Origin of the sequence: Pseudomonas sp. BIGb0558, from assembly GCF_024807515.1 — a bacterium.
GTDB classification, from domain to species: domain Bacteria; phylum Pseudomonadota; class Gammaproteobacteria; order Pseudomonadales; family Pseudomonadaceae; genus Aquipseudomonas; species Aquipseudomonas yamanorum_A.
Genome location: NZ_JANUEW010000004.1, coordinates 56056 through 75649 on the forward strand (window position 1 = coordinate 56056; position 19594 = coordinate 75649).

The window sequence follows — 19594 nt, forward strand, 5'->3', positions numbered from 1 at the left end:
GGGGTCAGAAACCGACGGTTGCCAGGTAGGTGCGGCTGGATCGGACATCTTCCAGGCTGCCATTGGCGTTTCGAGGGTCGCGTTCCTGCTCGACCGTGATGTAGCCCTCGTAGCCCAGGGTTTGGATAAGGCGATAGAGGTCCGGGTAATCGATAACGCCGCGACCGATGGGGCACATAACGCCCCTGGCACAGGCGTCGAAGAACTTGATGCGCTGCTTCATCACGTCGTCAAAAACGCCTTGGTCAATGTCTTTGAAATGGATGTAATCCAGCCGGACGGCGTAAGCGCGCAAGGCCGCCGCCGGGTCCATGCCCGCGTAGTAGAGGTGCCCGGTATCCAGGCAGAGCCCGGCGACGTCGTCGGGAATGTCCTCGACCAGCCGCGCCAATTCGTCGGCAAACTCGATGTAACCGCCGGCGTGCGGGTGAATGACCGGGCGAATGCCGTAGTCATGCCAGGCGATCTGACAGATGGCCCGGATGTGCTCCACCATGGTTTGCCATGCGCCATCATCCAGGCGTTCAGCCAGCTCTGAATGGCCGGCAGCGTAGTCACGGTCCTCATGGCCCCAATCGATGATCACCAGGTAAGGGCCGGCAAAGCGCTGGCCGGGCTCCTTGTCGATGGGCGGCAGTTGTTTGAGCAATTCGCAGATATCGCGGGTTTGCCTGAGCAGCGACGGCAGGTTCGCGGGGTTTACCAGATCATCGAAAATCGTCCCGGCCACCACATGCAGGCGGTTTTCGCCAAGGGCTGTTGCCACCACCGTTGCGTCAAGCGGCAAGTAACCATAGGGGCCTAACTCAATCCCGCGATAGCCCGCTTCATTGGCTTCACCGAGCACGTCGCGCCACGCTGGCAGATAAGGATTTTTTACATCGTCGACGCCCCAGCAGCAGGGCGCCGTAGAGATGTGGATGGTCATCGATACACTCCGGTGTTTTTGTTATGAGTGGACTGTTCAGCCTGTGACGATGCTATTTCAGGGGGGTGGAGCACCGCTACGGGAGGCTGGATAACTCTGGCAAAACCCTTCATGATTGCGAAAAAGAGATGTCAAAACATGTCAGAAGTACCTCGTCGAAAACTGCGCCCTACCATGGCGGATGTCGCGCGCGAAGCCGGCGTCAGCCTCTCCACCGTCGACCGTGTGCTGAATCTGCGTGCAGACGTGCGTACCGACACGGCGCATCGCATTGCCACGGCGGCGGCACGCCTGGGCTTCCATGCCAAAGGGGTCATCGAACAACGGGTCCTGAATGACAAGCCGACGGTGCGGCTGGGGTTCCTGTTGCAGAAGAGTGGCGTGGCGTTCTACCAAGGGCTCGCACAAGCGCTGTCCAACGCCTCGGCCACGTTCGCGCGGGCGCGCATCCGTGTGGTCATCGGTTATCTGGACGACCTTGACCCGGCAACGGTGGCGCAGCGCATCCAGGCTATGGGTGAACAAGTCGACGGCGTCGGGGTGGTGGCGGTCGATCATCCGCTGGTGCGGGAGGCCATTGAACGTCTGCAGGGCGCGGGCGTTGCTGTGGTCGCGTTGATCTCGGAACTGGCCGGCCCAGCGTACGTCGGCCTCGATAATCGGTTGATGGGACGCACAGCGGGGTGGTTCGTCACCCGATTGGCAAGGCAGCCGGGCTCGGCAGTGGTGATGGTCAGCAGCCAGCGTTTCCAGTGCCAGGAGTTGTGTGAGCTGAGCTTTCGCAGCTACCTGTCCAATCATTCACCGGATTGGGAGTTACTCGCCTCACGCCTGACCCTTGAGGACGATGATTTCGCCTATGGCAACGCGCTGGATTTGCTGAGCGGGGAACCCGACCTCGCCGCCTTGTACGTGGCCGGCGGTGGTGTCGCTGGGGTGCTGCGTGCATTGCGCGAACTCAAGCAGCAGAAGATCAGGCTTCCGGTGGTGGTGTGTCATGACCTGACGCCGCTGACCCGGGAAGCGCTGAAAGCTGATCTGGTGCAGGCGGTGCTCTCTCATCCAGTGTTGGCGGTGGCAGAGCAGGCGGTGAACGCTCTGGTCGCCGCAGTATCGGGCCCCAGCCTTGTCGACAGGGTGATAGTGCCCATACAAATTGATGTCAGCGAGAGCATCTAGTGACTATGGTCGCAACGATTTGCCAGATGGATCGCTCAGGGCACAATCACCGGCAAGCAAAAAACCTCCACGGAGCGATAGCGCAGAGGAAATTCCATGAAAATAATTAACAGTATGGATTCTGTCAGCTCTCCAAAGTACGAGCATTGGAAAAGCCAGTGGCGGGATCAGTCCGAGCTGGATGGGTTGTCTTATATCAGTGATGTTGTACACCCTGAAGATGCCTTGATGTTTTGCAAGGTCTTGTTTCCAGATTTTGTTTTTCATGAGTCGGGGGTATTTCTGGAAAGTGGATTTACTGTTGAGGCGTACTCCAGTTGGATGAAAAATTGTAATAACGATGTGGTGGCGGTTGAGAAGCTTTTGAACCATATGCATCTGTATGACGTGTTTGGCGGCTGCACTGACAGGGTGGATGAAGCCGTGTATGAACAGCTGTGCAGGATTATTGCCCAGTCATGGAGGATGGTGTTGCTGAGTAAATTTCCAGAAAAGAAGTTTTGTGTGCAAGCGATAATATCTGATCAGGAATACGGTCCAGTGGTTACGTTTTCTCAGGTCAGAGAGTAGCTTTTTATACAATTCTTCTCATTTATAGTCGTGCACGGAGGGCATTTCGGTTTGATCGCTCCCACGCTTCAGTGGGGGAGCGATGGCGTGTGCCTTAACCTCACGCAGCCTCTATAGACTCTCAGGATCCCCAAAAAACATCTGAATCCGCGACCTTAACCAACGCTCCCCCGGATCATTGTCCTGTGACCCACGCCACGCCATGTGCAACTCAAACGTGCGCACCGGCAGTGGCGGCTCCTCGGCCCGCAAACCACCTGCAGAGGTCAGCGCTTCTGCGGCATAGTCCGGCACGGTCGCGACAATATCGGTACCCGCCAGCAACGTGCCCAACCCGTTGAACTGCGGCACTGCCAGCACCACATGGCGCTTGCGGCCCAGTTTCTCCAGTTCTTCATCCAGAAACCCGCTCAAATCCCCGGCGAACGACACCAGGGCATGGGGCCGAGCACAGAAGTCGTCCAGGCTCATGGAGCCGGGCATGCTGTCGGCCCGCAGCAGCATCGGCTTGCTGCGGCGCAGTACCTTGCGCTTGGCGTTGGCCGGCAAGTCGGTGGTGTAGCTCACGCCAATCGAGATTTCGCCGGAGGCCAGCAGGCCCGGCATCAGGATGTAGTTGACGCGACGCACCACCAGCACGATGCCGGGAGCTTCGGCCCGCAGGCGTTTGAGCAGCAGGGGCAGCAGGGCGAATTCGACGTCGTCCGACAGGCCGATGCGGAATACGGCGGTGCTGGTGGCCGGGTCGAACTCGGACGCGCGGCTGACGGCCGTGGAGATCGAGTCCAGGGCCGGGGAGAGCAGGGCGAAGATTTCTACCGCACGGGCCGATGGCTCCATGCTGCGCCCGGTACGCACGAACAACGGGTCGTCGAACAGGCCCCGCAGGCGCGACAATGCGGCGCTGATGGCCGGCTGGCCCAGGAACAATTTCTCGGCAGCGCGGGTCACACTGCGCTCATGCATCAAGGTTTCGAATACGATCAACAGGTTGAGGTCGACACGACGCAGGTCGTTACGGTTCATCTTGTGTCCCAGGCGGCGTCAGTAAACTTGACGGGAGCGGTCATATAAGAACAATGACCGGCATGAATCTTACGGGGAAAGGCTGGTACTCTGCACCGGCTAATTCAGTTTTCCTACATGGCTTGGTACGTTTTCCGTATGTGCGGAATCAATGACAGGCATGTCGACTATTAACGGCGACCGGTGGTCTTGCTCCGAAAGCCCAGATAGAGTTCATGGCAATAGAGGTTACTTTGACGAGGTTTGCGATGTCCCGCACGATCCGTTTTCACAAGTTTGGTCCGGCCGAGGTGCTCAAATGCGAAGAGCATGCAGCCGCTAAGCCCGCACCGGGCGAAGTGCAGGTGCGCGTCGAGGCGATTGGCATCAGCTGGTACGACATTCTGTGGCGCCAGAACCTGGCGTCGTCCCATGCCCGCCTGCCATCAGGCCTGGGTCATGAAATGGCCGGCGTTGTTGTGGCCGTTGGCGAAGGCGTTGACGACCTGAATGTAGGTGACAAGGTCGCCAGTTTCCCGGCCGAGAGCCCGAATGATTACCCGGTGTACGGCGAACAGATCGTCCTGCCGCGCTCGGCCCTGACCCGGTACCCGGATGTCCTGAGCCCGATCGAAGCCAGCGTGCACTACACGCCGCTGCTGATTGCCTACTTTGCGTACATGGACCTGGCACGAGTCAAACCCGGGCAATTCGCCCTGGTGACGGACGCCAGCCACTGCGCCGGCCCCTCGTTCGTGCAACTGGGCAAAGCCCTGGGTGTGCGGGTGATTGCTGCAACCAAGACCAGCGACGAGCGTGAATACCTGCTGTCCCTGGGGGCGGAGAAGGTTATCGTCACCGAAGAACAGGACCTGCTGATGCAAGTCAACAAGTTCACCGACAACCGCGGCGTGGACGTGGTGTTCGATGGCTTGGGTGGCCCGCAGATGTCGTTGCTGGGTGATGTGTTGGCGCCCCGTGGCAGCCTGGTGCTGTATGGCCTGCAAGGTGGTAACCAGACGCCATTCCCGGCCTGCGCAGCCTTCCAGAAGAACATTCAGTTCTTTGTGCACTGCATCGGTAACTTCACCGGCAAACCGGAACTGGGCATCATCCAGGACCAGGTGGCCTTGCAGCGAGCCCTGCGTGACATCAACCAGCTGACGGCCGACAAGGTACTGGTACCGCTGAAAACCACGGTATTTCCGTTCAGCCAGTTCGTCGAAGCGCACCGTTACATGGACGAATGTCCATGCCGTGAGCGGGTTGCCTTGCAGGTAGAAGCTGTTTGATCTGTGGGAATATTCTCAAGCGAGTCTTCCTGCCCCCGGGCGCATGGGGTAAATGCGCCATTTGACAGGATTTAACCTGCCTACTGTTTGACCCGGGATTCAAGGCCTTGAGCCCGGTAAATCACCCGCTTCCCCCTGACGCCGCCCTGAATCCCAGCGCGGCGTTGTCGTGTCTGGACGATCCCGACCCTTGGCGCGTGCTCATCTGCACTGGTTTTAGCCCAGGTTCTGTATCTGTTAATCATTATTCAAGCGCTGATAATTGCCCCGTCACTTTCATCTCAAGGATTGAGCAATGATTGAATATCTGAAACTACTCCGCGCATCCGTTAAGCCCAATAACGTTTCGTATGCCCGCTCATGCGGAAAAGCATTATTAAAGTTGGTTGCGTCAGATGCTTCTTTAGTTTGTAAGTTAAAACAGGGTAGGAAGTTGTAAGAGCCTTCCTAAGACCGCCCGCTTGAGCTCTGCGCCTCGACTGCTTGGCGCTTGTCCGGGACTGGAAGCCCCGATACGCCGATTGGCGGGCATGGTCCGGTGCTAATCTCGATTAAATGTCACATGTTGCAATAGACAACACCCCCTATGGAAACAACAGGTCTGGCAAATACCGTTAACGGTTGCCCGAAACTGATATTTCAACTCAGGTAGTAGAACTATGAGCGCAATTCACGAGCAAGCCATGAACTATGTCTATCAACAAGTACTGCAACGCTTGGTAGGGCATTTCTCTCGAACAGAGCGCACTTCGCTGCAATTGTTGATTCAACGAATCGTCGTGGCGGCAGGCGGCATTGAGCGGCTCGGTGAGTACAGGGTGTTGGTCGCCCACGGCACCGGCCCCGGCAGCAGCTACGTCCTGACCTTGCTGCGTGCGGCACAACTGACACTCGCGGGCCGCACGCCCCGGACCTTTCAATTGCGCGTCGCCACCTTGCGCCATGCCGGCATGACGCAAACCGCGCTGGACACCCTGCATCGCGGCTACAGCGCGCTGTTCCTGCATGATGACCCTCGGGTGGAACTGCTGATGGTGGAGAATCAGGAGGTGTTGCCGTTCAACCACCTGCGACCGGCAGCCGCTACAGCGCGCGACAGCAGCCGGCGCAACCTGTTGATGGTGGGGCATATGACGTCGGCGGACCTGGGCCAGACGCTGTGCAGTGACGCTTACCTGGCCCTCGGCGACTTTTACCAGCGCGTGACCACATGGAACGGCGGGGTGCATGCGCTGGTCAGCGGTGATTCCTCACGCAAGCAACGGGAGTACCTGCCGTGGCTGAAGAAGGCGGCGCTGTCGGCCAGCGTTGTGGTGCCCGCGCGGCAACCCCGGGTGCTCAGCGGGCTGTTCGCGCGCATGGATGAGTGGAGCGACGGGTATTACCGCGACCTGTACGGCGAGCACTACGCCGACGGCACTCCTGAAGACAAGGACAGCCACCGCCATCTCGCCTACATCTGCGTTGCGGACCTGATGGAGGCGGTCGACTACGCGTCCGGGCCGTTGCTGCGGCAGTTCCTGGCCTATCAGACGGACGAGTTTGGCTTTCATTTCAGCCACCCGAGCCACGTGAACCCGCTGCTGATGGCCCACCTGCGGGGCCTGCAGGCAGAGTCCCTGCGGGAACTGGACTATGAGGAGGGCGTCCTGGGGTTTGTACAGCAGGCCACGCCGTTCATGCGACGCAAGCAGATTAGCGAACACCTGATTGCCCGGGCAGCCACTGCCGAGGGTCGCGCCTTGTCTGCCGGGTACGCCCACGAGTTGTTTGGGCTGGAGGAAAACCAGCTGAATTGCCTGATGTTCTCGCCGTTTATCCGGCACGGCGAGCGCCTCGAAAGCTTTTTGCGCCAATGCCATCCCGGCATGCTGGTGGCACTCCCTGAGCTGCACAAGGCACTGCAAGGCAAGCCGGTGGCCGATATGTTGGCGCAATGGGTGACCGACGTCAGCGGGCTACCGCTCGACTTGCTCCAACATCTCTATCGCAAGCGATCCGCCACTATGGTGCCGCAGTCGGACACGCCGGCCATGGCAACCTGCCAGCTGTCAGGGCGTTAAGGGGGTGGCGCCGAGTGTAACGGCGGGCGAAGCGCGATGAGCCTCAAGGACGACCGGCAAACCGAGTTCGCCTACCAGGCGGTCTATCGCTACATGATCAACCTCATCAGCGAGGTCGGCGCCGAGGCCCGGGTGAAATTGCCCTCATTGCGCCAGCTGTCGGTGCGCCTGAATGTGTCGATCTCGACCATTCAATACGCATATTCGCTGCTGGAGAAGGAAGGCCGGGTGTATTCGGTGGCCAAGTCGGGCTATTACGCCTGGCCGGTGCTGAATAAACCGCCAGGCAGCAACGGTGGCGACCTGCTGGAGCGTCTCTACGCCAGTGCGCGCCGCCCGGGCATGCTGGTGCTCAGCGCCGATGAACCGGCACTGGGGGCGTCTCTGGACGGGGCACTGTTGCTGCTGGAGCGTGAACTGTTGCGTCACTACCCGCGCCATTTGCAGCCCTGGTCGCAGCCGTGTGGCGTCTGGGAACTGCGCGCGGTCCTCGCGGCCCGCTACACCTCGTCGCCGACGCGCTGCTGGCAGGCGGACGAGGTGTATATCGGTGCCGATCTGCGCGGGGTGCTCGAAATCCTGATTGAGGTGCTCGGGCTCAAAGGCGCCACCGTCATCGTCGAGTCACCCTGTGATTGGCTGATTCTGCGGCTGTTGCAGGGGGCGGGCGTAAGGATCATCGAACTGCCTTTTACGGCGCAGGGCGGCCTGGACCTGATGCTGCTAGAACAATTGCTGATCAACGAGCCGGTGCAATTGGCGCTGTTGTCGTCGGGCGTGAGCCTGCCGTCAGGGATCGCGCTGCCCAACCCTGACCGCATGCAGTTGGTGAGGTTACTGAACCGGCATGGCTGTTGGCTGTTAGAAAATGACAGCTATGGCGAACTGGGTTTCGAGCAGCCGATCAGCCCACTGCGAGACCTGGCCAACCCCGAGCGGCTGATGGTGTTTTCCACCTTCGAGAAAATGCTCGGGCCGGAGGCGCCCTTTGGCTACTTGCTGTCGCGTCATCTCAGCAGTGAGTTGCAACGCCAGTTCCTGCTGCGCGCATTCTGCCTGTCGCCCATCCGCCAGCGGGCGATTGCGCGGCTTTATCAAAGCGGGCGGATCGACCAGCACCTGCGGGACTTGCGACCGCAACTCAAGGAGCAAGCCCGGCTGATGAGCCTGCGCCTGGATGAGCACCTGGGGGATCAGGTGACCTACCGGATGCCGGCGGCTGGCGCGACCTTCTGGTTGCGCTCGCGGGCGGCGGTGGACATGCGCCAGGTGTTTCAGCGGCTGCTGGGCCGGCAGGTGGTGATCGCGCCGGGGGAGTTATTCAGCATCAGCGGTCTGCACTGCCAGCATCTGCGGCTTAGCCATACCTTCGACGGGGCGCATAACCTGGGGAATGCCCTGGGTGACCTGGCTATGGCATTGAAGCAGGCGCAGACCGAATAAGAATGAAATTTCGCTGATTGTTGTAGGATTTATAACGTCGCGGAGCAGTCCAACTCCCAGTAAACTGCACTCTTTTTCCGAATCCTTCTCTTTCAGAGGTTTATGCATGACTCTCAGTCCTTTTGCGGGCAAGCCGGCACCAGCTCAACTGCTGGTAGACATCCCGCGACTGGTAACGGCCTATTACACCGGCCAGCCTGATGCAGCGATCTCCACCCAACGCGTCGCTTTTGGTACCTCCGGGCACCGGGGCAGCTCGTTCGACCTGAGCTTCAATGAATGGCACGTGCTTGCCATCAGCCAGGCGATTTGCCTTTACCGTGAAGCCCAGGGCATCGACGGCCCGTTGTTCGTCGGCCTGGACACCCACGCGCTGTCCACGCCAGCCGGCGCCAGCGCCCTGGAAGTGCTGGCCGCCAATGGCGTGCACGTGATGCTCGCCGAAGGCGATGAGTACACCCCGACACCGGCGATTTCCCACGCCATTATTTGCTACAACCGCGGCCGCACCAGTGGCCTGGCCGACGGCATCGTGATCACGCCGTCCCATAACCCGCCACAAAGCGGCGGCTACAAGTACAACCCGCCCAACGGCGGCCCGGCCGATACCCACATCACCAAGTGGATCGAAGCAAAGGCCAACGAACTGCTGGGCAACAAGCTGGCCGGGGTCAAGCGCATCACCCACGCCCAGGCGCTGAAGGCCGACACCACCCATCGCCACGACTACCTCAACACCTACGTGGCCGACCTGGTCAACGTCATCGACTTTGATGCGATCCGCAGCGCTGGCCTGCGCCTGGGCGTTGATCCACTGGGTGGAGCAGGGGTGCGTTATTGGTCGGCCATCGCCGAGCATCACCGCCTGAACCTCGACGTGGTGAACACCGAAGTCGATTCGACCTTCCGCTTCATGAGCGTCGACTGGGACGGCCAGATCCGCATGGACCCGTCCTCCAGCTACGCCATGCAAGGCTTGATCGGCCTCAAGGACCGTTACGACGTGGCCTTTGCCTGCGACCCGGACCACGACCGCCACGGCATCGTGACACCGTCCGGTGGCTTGCTGGCGCCGAACAACTACCTCGCGGTGTCCATCGACTACCTGTTCCAGAACCGTCCTGAGTGGCGTGCGGATGCGGCCGTGGGCAAGACCGTGGTCAGCAGCGGTTTGATCGATCGCGTCGCCAAGCGCATTGGCCGCCGCCTGTACGAAGTGCCGGTGGGCTTCAAGTGGTTTGCCGATGGCCTGTTCGATGGCTCCCTGGGTTTTGGCGGCGAAGAAAGCGCCGGGGCCTCGTTCCTGCGCAAGGACGGCAGCGTCTGGAGCACCGACAAGGACGGCCTGATCCCGGCATTGCTGGCGGCAGAGATGACCTCGCGCAAAGGCCAGGACCCGAGCCAGATCTACCGTGGGCTGACTGACGCGCTGGGTGAACCCTTCGCAATCCGCGTCGACGCCAAGGCCACCCCGGCGCAGAAAGCCTTGCTGGGCAAGCTGTCGCCGGACCAGGTAACGTCCAAGCAATTGGCGGGGGAAAGCATCCAGCAGATCCTCAGCCATGCGCCGGGTAACGACCAGGCGATTGGCGGGCTGAAAGTCATGACCGAAAACGGCTGGTTTGCCGCACGGCCATCGGGCACCGAGGACATCTACAAGATCTACGCCGAGAGCTTCATTGGTGAGGATCACCTCAAGCAACTGGTGGAAGAGGCGCAGGTGTTGGTGGACGGGGCGATCTCGTCTAACTGACACCCCAATTGCACCTGTGACTGATTAACCTGTGGCAGGGAGCTTGTGTGGCGAGGGAGCTTGCTCCCGCTGGGCTGCGAAGCGGCCCCAAAATCTTGGGAGCGCTACGCGCTCCAGCGGGAGCAAGCTCCCTCGCCACATTTAAATTCAGTCAAGCCAGGTCGACCAACACGATCTCGCTGTCTTCAACCGCCGTCACCCGCAGCACCGGCTCATCTTCAACCGCCACACCGTCTCGAGCCTGTGCACGCAAGCCGTTGACTTCAATCACCCCGGTGGCAGGCACCAGATACGCTCGCCGCCCGCTGTCCAGCCGATACTCGGCACTTTCACCGGCTTTCAAGTTCGCCGCCACCAAGCGTGCATCAGCACGAATTCGCAGGCTTTCGCTGTCTCCGGCCTTGCCACTGGCCAAGGTCACAAAACCCTCGCGGTCACCCTTCGGAAACGGCTTGGCGCCCCACGACGGCGGTAAACCGGCCTCGTTGGGAATGATCCATATCTGGAAAATCTTGGTCGGCGTGGCTTCCAGGTTGTATTCGCTGTGGGCGATCCCGGTGCCTGCGCTCATCACCTGCACGTCGCCAGCCTCGGTACGGCCCTTGTTGCCGAGGTTGTCGGCGTGGCTGATGGCGCCTTCACGCACATAAGTGATGATTTCCATGTCCCGGTGCGGGTGCTGCGGGAAACCGGTGCCTGGCGCGATAAGGTCATCGTTCCAGACGCGCAGGTTGCCCCAGTGCATACGCTTGGGGTCGTGGTATTCGGCGAAGGAAAAGTGGTGGTGAGCGTCCAGCCAACCATGGTTGGCGCCGCCCAGGGTGTTGAAAGGTCGAAGTTCGAGCATGATCGTCTCCTGTGGATGGGGGCCATGATCCATCAGCTCCAGATCGATAAAAAGCGTAAAAAATGCAGGATTCCTATCGAATGCTTCGATGCCGATGCTCAGAGCTTATCTTCACTTCATCGCCTAACTGCATGAGCCCAAAGCAATTGGCTGGAACTGAGGGGCATTTGCGGCGAACATAGGGCTCTTGTCCGAGTTAAAGCATCGCAGGAGTCCGCGTGCCGCAACACACCCCCGATCTGCCTCCCGAACTGCGGCCACTGGCCGAAATGCCCCTGTTGAAACGGCTGGCCGCCCGATTATTCGGCCACGGCCTCACGCGCCTGCGCGCCCAGCACCGATTCTCCTGGCTGCATGGTCAAGCCGACGGCTTTCGCAGCGGCCATACGGCAGGCGTGGAGTACGGTTATCAGGAAGGCAAGGCGGACGGCATCGAAGAGGGCCGCCAGGTCCTGCTGATTCGCGACTTCCGGCCGGATGAACACACTGCGCCGGGTGTCGACGACGACCTGTTCGACGACTGGCGCCTGCCATTGACCGCCGAATTGAAGAAACGCATCAAGGCCGATGTGGCACGCCTGCTGCCGGCCCATGCCCAGCCGAGCGTGGCCCAATGGAAGATGATCTTCAGTGATACGCCGTCCACCTCAGTAATCGCGGGCGCCGGCGCGGGTAAATCGACCTCGCTGGTGCTGCGTATCCTGCTGCTGACCCATTATCTGGGCTTTGAGCTGAGCTCGATGACCGTGGTGACTTTCACCCGCGAGTCGCGCAAGGACTTCATCAACAAGCTCATGGAAATTCTCGCCTTGTGGGGCCAACCCCTTGGTATGAAAGAGGCGCAAGCGGTGGTGCGCACCTTTCACTCACGCATTCTGCCGATGGTGCGCAGCCTGCCGGGCCTTGAGCGGCTGCAAGCTTTTGAGAACCTCAATGCCCGCACCGAAGCGGGCTTTGATGAAGCCGACAGCAACCCCTTTGAACTGCGGATCAACGAGGCCCAGCGCCAGCAGCTCAATGCCTGCTATCACCAGTTGCATGGCCGCCACGCGCGCTTTCGCGAGCTGATTGCCCCGTTGGCGCGGCATGCCCTGCAACTCAAGGAACTGGAACGGGACCATCCGGACGTGCAGAAGCGCGTGGCGGTGACCGAACTGGCGGCCAAGCGCGATGAAGAACTCTGCGATGTGATCGAAGACCTGTGGTTTCGCGCCGGCGCCTGGCCGATCAAGGGCATCGAGCCCAATCGCCAGACCTTCGACATAAACGGCGCACAGTTTCACTGCCATGGTTACATTGCCGAGCTGGATGCCTGGGTAGTGCTGGGTTTCGACCCGCGGGAAAACGCCCAGGTCAGCCGTCCCGGTTCGAAGCTCTCGGTACGCGCAGAGTGGGCCGTCAAGCGCACTCTGTTTCAAGCTTTCTGCCGTAAGCCGTTGATATGGTTTGAGAGTTACGAATCATCCAAGAGACTTCTGAGCAGTTTGGCGGGCGATGCCACAGCGGGCCCGGGCTTCGATTACAAGGTCAAGGGCGAACTGGGTTCAGCGCCGCTGCTGGACAGCTTTGTCGCCGCCGCCGGGTTTATCGAAAACCTCGGGCTGGACGTGCCCACCGCCGTCGGCAAGATGAGCTTTGCCAAGGACGACCCGGACCGTTTTTACTTCGAAGCCCTGAGCATTTTCTGGAAGGCCCTGGAAGACCATCTGCTGGACCAGTCACCACCGGTCATGACCTACAACCGGATGTTCTCGCTGTTCGGCGAAAACACCCCGGAAAACCTCAAGCTGCTCAGCGACCCGCTGCTGCGGCCGATGTCGCACCTGATGATCGACGAGTTCCAGGACGTATCCCCGCAGATCGTCTCGTGGATCCGCGCCAGCCTGCGGGAGATCCGCAGTCGCGGGCCGGCCATGCATGTGGGCCGTGGCGCCCAGCGTTCTTCGCTGTTGTGCGTGGGGGATGACTGGCAGTCGATTTATGGCTGGCGGGGCAGTTCGCCCAAGTACTTCATGGAGTTCAACAAGGAATTCCCGTCACCGGCGACCACGCGGGTGATGCTGGGCGAGAACTACCGCAGCCACCAGCACGTTATCGACGCGGCCGAACACATCGTGCGTGCTGCCCCGGCCATCAGCGGCAAGAAAGCCAAGGCGAGTGGAACCCCGAAAGCATTGGTGCCTGTCACGGTGCGTGATCGTGACGACGCGGCGTTGGGCCAGCAACTGCTGGCGCACTACCAAAAGGGTGACTCGATATTAATGCTGTATCGAAAAAGCAGCGATAAGCTATTGATACAAGAGCATATTCAGTCTGTTGTTAATGTGGATTCTAGCTTGCCGTATAACGCCCGCCGGCTCAAGCAACTGACCTATCACAGTGCCAAGGGCCTGCAAGCGGATGCGGTATTCCTGCTGGGAGATTGCCAGCACTTGACCAGTTCGCCTTACAAAAACCAGGTGTACCGCATGGCGGGCCTGGGCAAGGACGGCGACACCGAGCCTTACGACAGCGCGCAAAAAGACGAAGTGCTGCGGCTGGCCTATGTGGGGATTACCCGGGCGGTGAGCCATTGCTACTGGTATGTCGAAAGCCAGGATGGCCAAGGGGTGAATGTGCCAAAGGCGTCGGACCGGGTGGCCGGGGACAAAGCGTTTTTTGATGATCAGCGCACCCAGAAATCATAAGCAGTGACATCAAACTGCTGTGGCGAGGGAGCTTGCTCCCTCGCCACAGGGTACTCGCGCCGCCAGATTAAGCCCGCAACGACAACGGCAGTACAAACGACTCCAGCTCATCCTCCACGGCTTCGATGATCCGCTCCACGTCGGCAGCGTTCATGACGGTGGCGCAGGGAATGCCGGCAATCGCGATCAGGGTTTCTCCGCTGGCGCGGTCGAACAGGCGGGCGATCATACTGCCGGGAGCGTCCATGCTCGCCTCAAAGCCCATGGGATGAAAATGCCAGCGCATCAGCTGGCAGGCGTTGGGGAACGTCACTTTATTCATGTTGCCCACCTTGTTCATTGAGCGCTTCCTTTAGCTCGCTGCAGGGGCGCCATCACCGTCACTGGTCATGGCCGTCTTGAGCTCTAAAAATAGCATTCGTTCGCATCCGGCAGGGGAGTTTTTTTGTCCCGTTCGGCGGTTGTTTTCAAGAAAGTTGATGTGGGTCATGTCCTACGCATTAGTGGGCGAAAGGCCATTATTCAGAACTGTCAATTGGCCATTGAAGCCGCCTGGAAAGTTCGGCAAGCTCGCTGGTTCCACCAGCCTTTGAGCGCCCCATGCCCGACTTCGTCCCGGATGATTCACTGCAGACCCAAGCCACCGGCGAGCTGGTGCTGCGCCATCATTTGTGCTGGAAACACCGGGACCTGGACGGCGTGATGTCGTACTACCACCCGGACATCCAGTACCACGATTTCTTCCAGAACCGGGTCGTAGGGGCAGGCGAACTGCGTGAGTACCTGCAAGCCAGCATGCCCCGTGGTGCGGATGAAGCGATCGAGCACACCGACCGCATTCGCGCCGACGGCGATACGGCGTTCATCCAGTACCGCATCACCTTGCGCGGTGGCCAGGGCCTGGTGTCGTTTCGTACCAGCGAAGCCATCACCGTGCGCGACGGCCTGATCTGGCGGGTCAACGAATACGCGTCTTTGGTGCACGAGCAGTCCTCCAGCCGCAGCGAGACCACACGCCCGACCGTCAGCCGCCTGGGACTGTCGCCCCAGCAATTGAGCTACATGGCCAATGACTTGCAGCAGTATTTCCAGCGCCAGCAACCGTACCTGGACCCTGAGCTGGATTTGCAGCGAGTGGCGAAGGAGTGCGGGTACAGCCGCAACCAGATTTCCTACCTGTTGAACCAGGTGCTGGGCCAAAGTTTCTATCGCTACGTCAACCAGGCGCGTCTCCAGCACCTGCTGGCGGCACTGGACAAGGCCACGCCGCCGATCCGTATTGACGAACTGGCGTTTGCTGCCGGTTTCAATTCAACGTCAGCGTTCTATAGCTGTTTCCGCCAGCACACCGGCCAGTCGCCCAAGGCCTACGTCAAACAAATTTCCCTGCGTGCACGCGCGCAAGACAGTCCCTGAGGCCAGGCTCTAGGATCACTGCCATCGAAGTGTGGTGGTGGAGCTTGGCATGCCTGCATGGCGCAATATCAGTTTATGGATGGACCAGCTGGACGAGCCGCTGGTGGCGCGACCGTCCCTGGAGCAGGACCTGGACGTCAACGTGGCCATTATCGGCGCCGGCTACACCGGGCTGTGGACTGCGTATTACCTGAAGCGCCAGTCTCCCGAGCTGAAGATCGCCATCATCGAGGCGCAAACCGCCGGGTTCGGCGCCTCGGGGCGTAACGGCGGCTGGCTGATGGGCAACCTGCTGGGGGAAGACCGGCTGCTGGCCGGCTTGTCCCCGGAGCAGCGCCGGGCCTCGTTCGACCTGCTGCACGCGATTCCCGATGAAGTGGCCCAGGTGATCGAGCGTGAAGGCATCGACTGCGACTACCGCAAGGGCGGCGTGCTGTATTGCGCCGCGCGTTATCCCGAACAGGAAACCACCCTGCGGGCGTACCTGGCCAAACTCCACAGCCAGGGCCTGACCGAGGACGATTACCGTTGGCTCGGCCCGCAGCAACTGGCCGAACAAATCCGCATCGCCAAGCCCTACGGCGGCATCTATGCGCCCCACGTCGCCACGATTCACCCGGCCAAGCTGGTGCGCGGCCTGGCCCGTGTGGTGGAGCAGATGGGCGTCAGGATCTACGAAAACAGCCCCGTTACCCACTGGCAGTCCGGCAGCTTGCGCACGGCAAAAGCCTCGGTGCGCGCCTCCTGGGTGGTGCCGGCGGTGGAGGGGTATGCCACGACATTGGCGCCTCTGGGGCTCTATCAGCTGCCGGTGCAGAGCCTGATTGTCGCCACCGAGCCTTTGCCGGCCAGTACCTGGGATGAGATTGGCTTGAGCCGGGGCCAGGCCTTCGGTGAAAGCAGCCGGCAAGTCACCTACGGCCAGCGCTCGGCAGACAACCGCCTGGTGTTCGGTGCCCGTGGTGGTTATCAGTTTGCCGGCAAGTTGCGGCACAACTTCGAGCTCACCGAGAGCGAAATCGAACTGCGTCGCTACCTGTTCGGCGAGCTATTTCCGCAGCTTAAAAAAGTCCGAATCACCCACGCGTGGGGCGGCAACCTGGGCATGTCCCGACGCTTCAAACCACACATGCTTTGCGATCACGCGGCAGGCATTGCGCTGGCCGGTGGTTACGGCGGCGAGGGCGTAGGGGCCAGCAATCTGGGCGGCCGCACCTTGGCGGACTTGATCCTGGGGCTCGATACGCCCCTGGTCCAGCAGCCGTGGGTGATCCAGCCGGGCCGGCTGGACGGGCTCAAGGCCTGGGAACCGGAACCCTGCCGCTGGCTGGGTTACAACGCGATCATTCGCAGCTTTGTCCACGAAGACCAGGTGCTGGCCAACCCCAACACCGCGCCGTGGCGCCGCAAGCTGGCCAGCGGCGTCGCCGGGTTCATGGAAGGTTTCATGCACTAAGTCGTTTCAATCACCACAGGTATGAACATGAGCATTACCCAGTTCAAAGACACACTCGGCGCCCATTTGCCGGATTCCTCGCCCGTCGCCGTGCCGTTGGGCACACCGGTGGCGGTGGCCTCGACCCTGAGCGTGGAGCGCAGTGACGGCGTGGAAACCGGCATCTGGGAGTGCACGCCCGGGCGCTGGCGCCGGCAGATTGTAGCCCAGGAGTTTTGCCACTTTATCCAGGGACGCTGCACCTTCACCCCCGACAACGGGGAAATGCTCCACATAGAAGCCGGCGACGCACTGATGTTGCCGGCCAACAGCACCGGTATCTGGGACATCCAGGAAACCGTGCGCAAGACCTATGTATTGATCCTCTGATTCTTTGATCTTTGATCGCCTGCCATAAAAACAGCCCTAAAACCGCCAGGAAATCGAACCATGAGACCCATTGCCCTGTTGCCGCTGGTATTTGTCGCCACCCTCAGCCAAGCCGCCGAGACGGTGAAGATCTACAACTGGTCGGACTACATTGCCCCCGACACCACCAAGAATTTCCAGAAAGAAACCGGCATCGGCTTCACCTACGACGTGTACGACAGCAACGAAACCCTCGACGGCAAGTTGATGACCGGTAAATCCGGCTACGACGTGGTGTTTCCCTCCAACCACTTCATGGCCCGGCAGATCCAGGGCGGGGCGCTGAAGAAACTCGACAAGAGCCAGCTGCCCAACTGGAAGAACCTCAACCCGGTGCTGCTCAAGGCCCTGGAAAACAACGACCCGGGCAACGCCCACGGCTTCCCGTACCTGTGGGGCAGCACCGGCATCGGCTACAACATCGACAAGGTCAAGGCCGTGCTGGGTGACAACGCCCCGGTGGATTCCTGGGACCTGATCTTCAAGCCCGAGAACATGCAAAAGCTGCAGAAGTGTGGCGTGGCGATCCTCGACAACGGCCCGGAACTGTTGCCGGCAGCGCTCAACTACCTGGGGCTGCCGCACCACAGCAAGAAGGCTGAAGACTACAAAAAGGCCGAGGACCTGCTGATGAAAGTGCGGCCGTACGTGGCGTACTTCCACTCCTCGAAATACACCGCAGACCTGGCCAACGGCGACATCTGCGTGGCCGTGGGCTTCTCCGGCGACATCCTGCAGGCCGAAAGCCGTGCCAAGGAAGCCAAGAACGGCGTGAACATCGGCTACAACATTCCCAAGGAAGGCGCCGCCATCTGGTTCGACATGGTCGCCATGCCCGCCGACGCACCGGATGAGAAGGCCGGTTATGCGTTCATGAACTACCTGCTGCGCCCGGAAGTGATGGCCAGCATCACCAACTACGTGCACTACGCCAACGGCAACGCGGCGGCAGACAGTCTGGTGGATCCGGCGATCAAGAGCGACACCAAGGTGTACCCAAGCCCGGAAATGATGGGCAAATTGTTTGCGCTGGAAGCGATGCCGCTGAACATCGACCGGATTCGTACGCGGGTGTGGAATACCATTCGTACCGGCCGTTGATTGGCAACATTTCGTCGATCATCAATGGCTGCCTTTAAGGCCTGCGCCCTCTAAATTCCTTGCCTCCTAATGTTGATTCGGAGGCAAGGAATGCCTGTATCAAACAAGTCTGGACGTTTGCGGATTGGAAGGGCCTCAGAGATTGGCGGTGTGTACCTGCTGACGGCTGTGGTCGACCAGCGCTTGCCGATCTTCAGCGATTGGCAAGTCGGGCGGCTGCTCGTCAAAGAGTTTCGGCAGGCACATGAAGATCAGTGGGCGAATTCACTCGCGTTTGTGGTGATGCCGGATCATTTTCACTGGTTGGTTCAACTGCACGACAAGTCGTTGGCCGAGTTGATGTGCCGAATAAAATCGCGCAGCAGTTTGACGGTCAATCGTGCGCTTGGGCGTCGTGGCCGACTCTGGCAGAAGGGCTATCACGATAGAGGTGTGCGGCGTGAGGAGGATCTGAAGGATTTCGCCCGTTATGTGGTGTTTAATCCGATTCGCGCGGGGTTGGTGAGGCGCGTGCATGATTATCCGCTTTGGGATGTTTGGTGGCTTTGAGGGCCTCACGCAGCCTCGCTAAAGCTCGACAGCTGCTACGGCTCACCCCGCGTAGCAGCTGTCGAGCCTTAGCGAGGCTGCGTAGCCACGCCGCGGAATTAAGGATTCTCCAAGTCATGCCCCAACGACTGGATAAACAACGAAAACAGCTCCGGCTGCGACGAGATATCCAGCTTGGCATACAGGTGCCGACGATGAACCTTGACCGTGTCCGGTGAAATACTCAGCCGCTCGGCCATGGCTTTCGAAGAAAACCCGCGCAGCACCAACCGTGCAATCTCCAGTTCCCGCTCCGACAACACCCCACTCCCAAAATGGCTCAGCGCATCGCGAATCTGGCTGGCCATTTGCGCAGGGGCTGCCACCCGCTGGGTGCTTTGCTGCCAATGCTGTTGCATCAACGGCAGCACCCAGGCCGCCAACGTCGTCATCAGCCCGGTTTCCTCACCGCTAAACAACCGCTGCATGCCCAACGACAGCGACAACGTCCCCGCGCCGGGCAGTTGCAGGATGAACTGCACTTCGTCCTCCAGCACGTTGTCGTGGAAGTAATTGAGGAAGTACTCACTCTGGCGAAAATGGTCCGGCGCCACTTCTTCAAGCCGGTACACGCCGCTGGCATAGCCTTCGCGGCACGCCTGGAAAAACGGATCGAGCAAGTACAGGCCATTGAGATAAACCAGCATCGACGCCGGCTTACTGCTCGGTTGCGCGTCGTATTCCTCCAGCGCCTGGGGCGGGCCATCGGCGGGGTAGAAGATCGCCAGGGCATTGTCGAAGGGCAGGCATTGGTGCAGCAACAGCACCAGTTGCTTCCAGAAGCGTTCGGTGCCGATCTGCGCGACGGTACGGCCCAGCCCTGCGTGCATGCCGACTTCCCTGAACAGGCTCATGTGC

Annotated in this window: 17 protein-coding genes; 12 read left to right on the forward strand and 5 right to left on the reverse strand. The window is 60.3% G+C overall.

The genetic code is table 11. The features are described from left to right. Nucleotides 1-4 precede the first annotated feature (4 nt). On the reverse strand, nucleotides 5-928 hold the full coding sequence (locus M2400_RS08065) for a sugar phosphate isomerase/epimerase (protein WP_259195759.1): 924 nt from the start codon (nucleotides 926-928) through the stop codon (nucleotides 5-7). Nucleotides 929-1066: 138 nt separating this feature from the next. Between M2400_RS08065 and M2400_RS08070 the strand changes: the two genes are divergently transcribed. Together M2400_RS08070 and M2400_RS08075 are read left to right on the forward strand one after the other, a co-directional pair. Further along, the gene (locus M2400_RS08070) at nucleotides 1067-2107 is read left to right on the forward strand and encodes a LacI family DNA-binding transcriptional regulator (RefSeq protein WP_259195757.1); all 1041 of its coding nucleotides are present in this window, start codon (nucleotides 1067-1069) and stop codon (nucleotides 2105-2107) included. 96 nt (nucleotides 2108-2203) lie between these two features. Next, complete coding sequence (locus tag M2400_RS08075; protein WP_259195756.1) at nucleotides 2204-2677, forward strand: hypothetical protein; 474 nt, start codon at nucleotides 2204-2206, stop codon at nucleotides 2675-2677. A gap of 111 nt (nucleotides 2678-2788) precedes the next feature. Here the strand turns inward: M2400_RS08075 and M2400_RS08080 are convergent, their stop codons facing one another. Beyond that, nucleotides 2789-3703 carry a LysR family transcriptional regulator gene (locus M2400_RS08080; protein WP_008433801.1) on the reverse strand — a complete coding sequence of 305 codons (915 nt, stop codon included), beginning with the start codon at nucleotides 3701-3703 and terminating at the stop codon, nucleotides 2789-2791. Between the two features lie 248 nt (nucleotides 3704-3951). On the opposite strand from M2400_RS08080, the gene M2400_RS08085 reads away from it, so the two are divergent. The 4 genes from M2400_RS08085 (at nucleotide 3952) to pgm (ending at nucleotide 10233) form a co-directional block, all read left to right on the forward strand. Next, the gene (locus tag M2400_RS08085; protein ID WP_177045265.1) at nucleotides 3952-4974 is read left to right on the forward strand and encodes a zinc-dependent alcohol dehydrogenase family protein; all 1023 of its coding nucleotides are present in this window, start codon (nucleotides 3952-3954) and stop codon (nucleotides 4972-4974) included. 659 nt (nucleotides 4975-5633) lie between these two features. Beyond that, on the forward strand, nucleotides 5634-7037 hold the full coding sequence (locus M2400_RS08090; protein WP_259195753.1) for a hypothetical protein: 1404 nt from the start codon (nucleotides 5634-5636) through the stop codon (nucleotides 7035-7037). Nucleotides 7038-7073: 36 nt separating this feature from the next. After that, the gene (locus M2400_RS08095) at nucleotides 7074-8480 is read left to right on the forward strand and encodes a PLP-dependent aminotransferase family protein (RefSeq protein ID WP_259195752.1); all 1407 of its coding nucleotides are present in this window, start codon (nucleotides 7074-7076) and stop codon (nucleotides 8478-8480) included. A gap of 106 nt (nucleotides 8481-8586) precedes the next feature. Continuing rightward, nucleotides 8587-10233, forward strand: coding sequence for a phosphoglucomutase (alpha-D-glucose-1,6-bisphosphate-dependent) (pgm, locus tag M2400_RS08100; RefSeq protein WP_259195751.1), 1647 nt, complete (start codon nucleotides 8587-8589; stop codon nucleotides 10231-10233). 151 nt (nucleotides 10234-10384) lie between these two features. On the opposite strand, the gene M2400_RS08105 is transcribed toward pgm, so the two are convergent. After that, nucleotides 10385-11080, reverse strand: a complete 696-nt coding sequence (locus M2400_RS08105; protein WP_177045257.1) for a pirin family protein — start codon at nucleotides 11078-11080, stop codon at nucleotides 10385-10387. 218 nt (nucleotides 11081-11298) lie between these two features. Between M2400_RS08105 and M2400_RS08110 the strand changes: the two genes are divergently transcribed. Next, on the forward strand, nucleotides 11299-13767 hold the full coding sequence (locus tag M2400_RS08110; protein WP_259195750.1) for a UvrD-helicase domain-containing protein: 2469 nt from the start codon (nucleotides 11299-11301) through the stop codon (nucleotides 13765-13767). 67 nt (nucleotides 13768-13834) lie between these two features. On the opposite strand, the gene M2400_RS08115 is transcribed toward M2400_RS08110, so the two are convergent. Continuing rightward, the gene (locus M2400_RS08115) at nucleotides 13835-14107 is read right to left on the reverse strand and encodes a DUF1652 domain-containing protein (RefSeq protein ID WP_177045253.1); all 273 of its coding nucleotides are present in this window, start codon (nucleotides 14105-14107) and stop codon (nucleotides 13835-13837) included. 260 nt (nucleotides 14108-14367) lie between these two features. On the opposite strand from M2400_RS08115, the gene M2400_RS08120 reads away from it, so the two are divergent. From M2400_RS08120 to M2400_RS08140, 5 genes are all read left to right on the forward strand, one after another. Beyond that, a complete protein-coding gene (locus M2400_RS08120) occupies nucleotides 14368-15183 on the forward strand; it encodes an AraC family transcriptional regulator (protein WP_177045250.1) in 816 nt (271 codons plus the stop codon). A 49-nt stretch (nucleotides 15184-15232) separates the two neighbouring features. Then, complete coding sequence (locus tag M2400_RS08125) at nucleotides 15233-16639, forward strand: FAD-binding oxidoreductase (protein ID WP_259195749.1); 1407 nt, start codon at nucleotides 15233-15235, stop codon at nucleotides 16637-16639. A gap of 27 nt (nucleotides 16640-16666) precedes the next feature. Beyond that, a complete protein-coding gene (locus M2400_RS08130; protein ID WP_259195748.1) occupies nucleotides 16667-17008 on the forward strand; it encodes a cupin domain-containing protein in 342 nt (113 codons plus the stop codon). A gap of 60 nt (nucleotides 17009-17068) precedes the next feature. Beyond that, nucleotides 17069-18148, forward strand: a complete 1080-nt coding sequence (locus M2400_RS08135) for a polyamine ABC transporter substrate-binding protein (RefSeq protein ID WP_010169417.1) — start codon at nucleotides 17069-17071, stop codon at nucleotides 18146-18148. 90 nt (nucleotides 18149-18238) lie between these two features. After that, nucleotides 18239-18697 carry an REP-associated tyrosine transposase gene (locus M2400_RS08140; RefSeq protein WP_177045244.1) on the forward strand — a complete coding sequence of 153 codons (459 nt, stop codon included), beginning with the start codon at nucleotides 18239-18241 and terminating at the stop codon, nucleotides 18695-18697. A 98-nt stretch (nucleotides 18698-18795) separates the two neighbouring features. Here the strand turns inward: M2400_RS08140 and M2400_RS08145 are convergent, their stop codons facing one another. Beyond that, nucleotides 18796-19590: a response regulator transcription factor gene (locus M2400_RS08145; RefSeq protein WP_371317259.1), complete on the reverse strand. Its 795-nt coding sequence runs from the start codon at nucleotides 19588-19590 to the stop codon at nucleotides 18796-18798. Between the last annotated feature and the right edge of the window lie 4 nt (nucleotides 19591-19594).

What these genes read in the sequence shown, in the direction of transcription:
- M2400_RS08065 (WP_259195759.1), bottom strand. Translation starts at nt 928, where the DNA reads ATGACCATCCACATCTCTACGGCGCCCTGCTGCTGGGGCGTCGACGAT.
- M2400_RS08070 (WP_259195757.1), top strand. Translation starts at nt 1,067, where the DNA reads ATGTCAGAAGTACCTCGTCGAAAACTGCGCCCTACCATGGCGGATGTC.
- M2400_RS08075 (WP_259195756.1), top strand. Translation starts at nt 2,204, where the DNA reads ATGAAAATAATTAACAGTATGGATTCTGTCAGCTCTCCAAAGTACGAG.
- M2400_RS08080 (WP_008433801.1), bottom strand. Translation starts at nt 3,703, where the DNA reads ATGAACCGTAACGACCTGCGTCGTGTCGACCTCAACCTGTTGATCGTA.
- M2400_RS08085 (WP_177045265.1), top strand. Translation starts at nt 3,952, where the DNA reads ATGTCCCGCACGATCCGTTTTCACAAGTTTGGTCCGGCCGAGGTGCTC.
- M2400_RS08090 (WP_259195753.1), top strand. Translation starts at nt 5,634, where the DNA reads ATGAGCGCAATTCACGAGCAAGCCATGAACTATGTCTATCAACAAGTA.
- M2400_RS08095 (WP_259195752.1), top strand. Translation starts at nt 7,074, where the DNA reads ATGAGCCTCAAGGACGACCGGCAAACCGAGTTCGCCTACCAGGCGGTC.
- pgm (WP_259195751.1), top strand. Translation starts at nt 8,587, where the DNA reads ATGACTCTCAGTCCTTTTGCGGGCAAGCCGGCACCAGCTCAACTGCTG.
- M2400_RS08105 (WP_177045257.1), bottom strand. Translation starts at nt 11,080, where the DNA reads ATGCTCGAACTTCGACCTTTCAACACCCTGGGCGGCGCCAACCATGGT.
- M2400_RS08115 (WP_177045253.1), bottom strand. Translation starts at nt 14,107, where the DNA reads ATGAACAAGGTGGGCAACATGAATAAAGTGACGTTCCCCAACGCCTGC.
- M2400_RS08120 (WP_177045250.1), top strand. Translation starts at nt 14,368, where the DNA reads ATGCCCGACTTCGTCCCGGATGATTCACTGCAGACCCAAGCCACCGGC.
- M2400_RS08125 (WP_259195749.1), top strand. Translation starts at nt 15,233, where the DNA reads ATGCCTGCATGGCGCAATATCAGTTTATGGATGGACCAGCTGGACGAG.
- M2400_RS08130 (WP_259195748.1), top strand. Translation starts at nt 16,667, where the DNA reads ATGAGCATTACCCAGTTCAAAGACACACTCGGCGCCCATTTGCCGGAT.
- M2400_RS08135 (WP_010169417.1), top strand. Translation starts at nt 17,069, where the DNA reads ATGAGACCCATTGCCCTGTTGCCGCTGGTATTTGTCGCCACCCTCAGC.
- M2400_RS08140 (WP_177045244.1), top strand. Translation starts at nt 18,239, where the DNA reads ATGCCTGTATCAAACAAGTCTGGACGTTTGCGGATTGGAAGGGCCTCA.
- M2400_RS08145 (WP_371317259.1), bottom strand. Translation starts at nt 19,590, where the DNA reads ATGAGCCTGTTCAGGGAAGTCGGCATGCACGCAGGGCTGGGCCGTACC.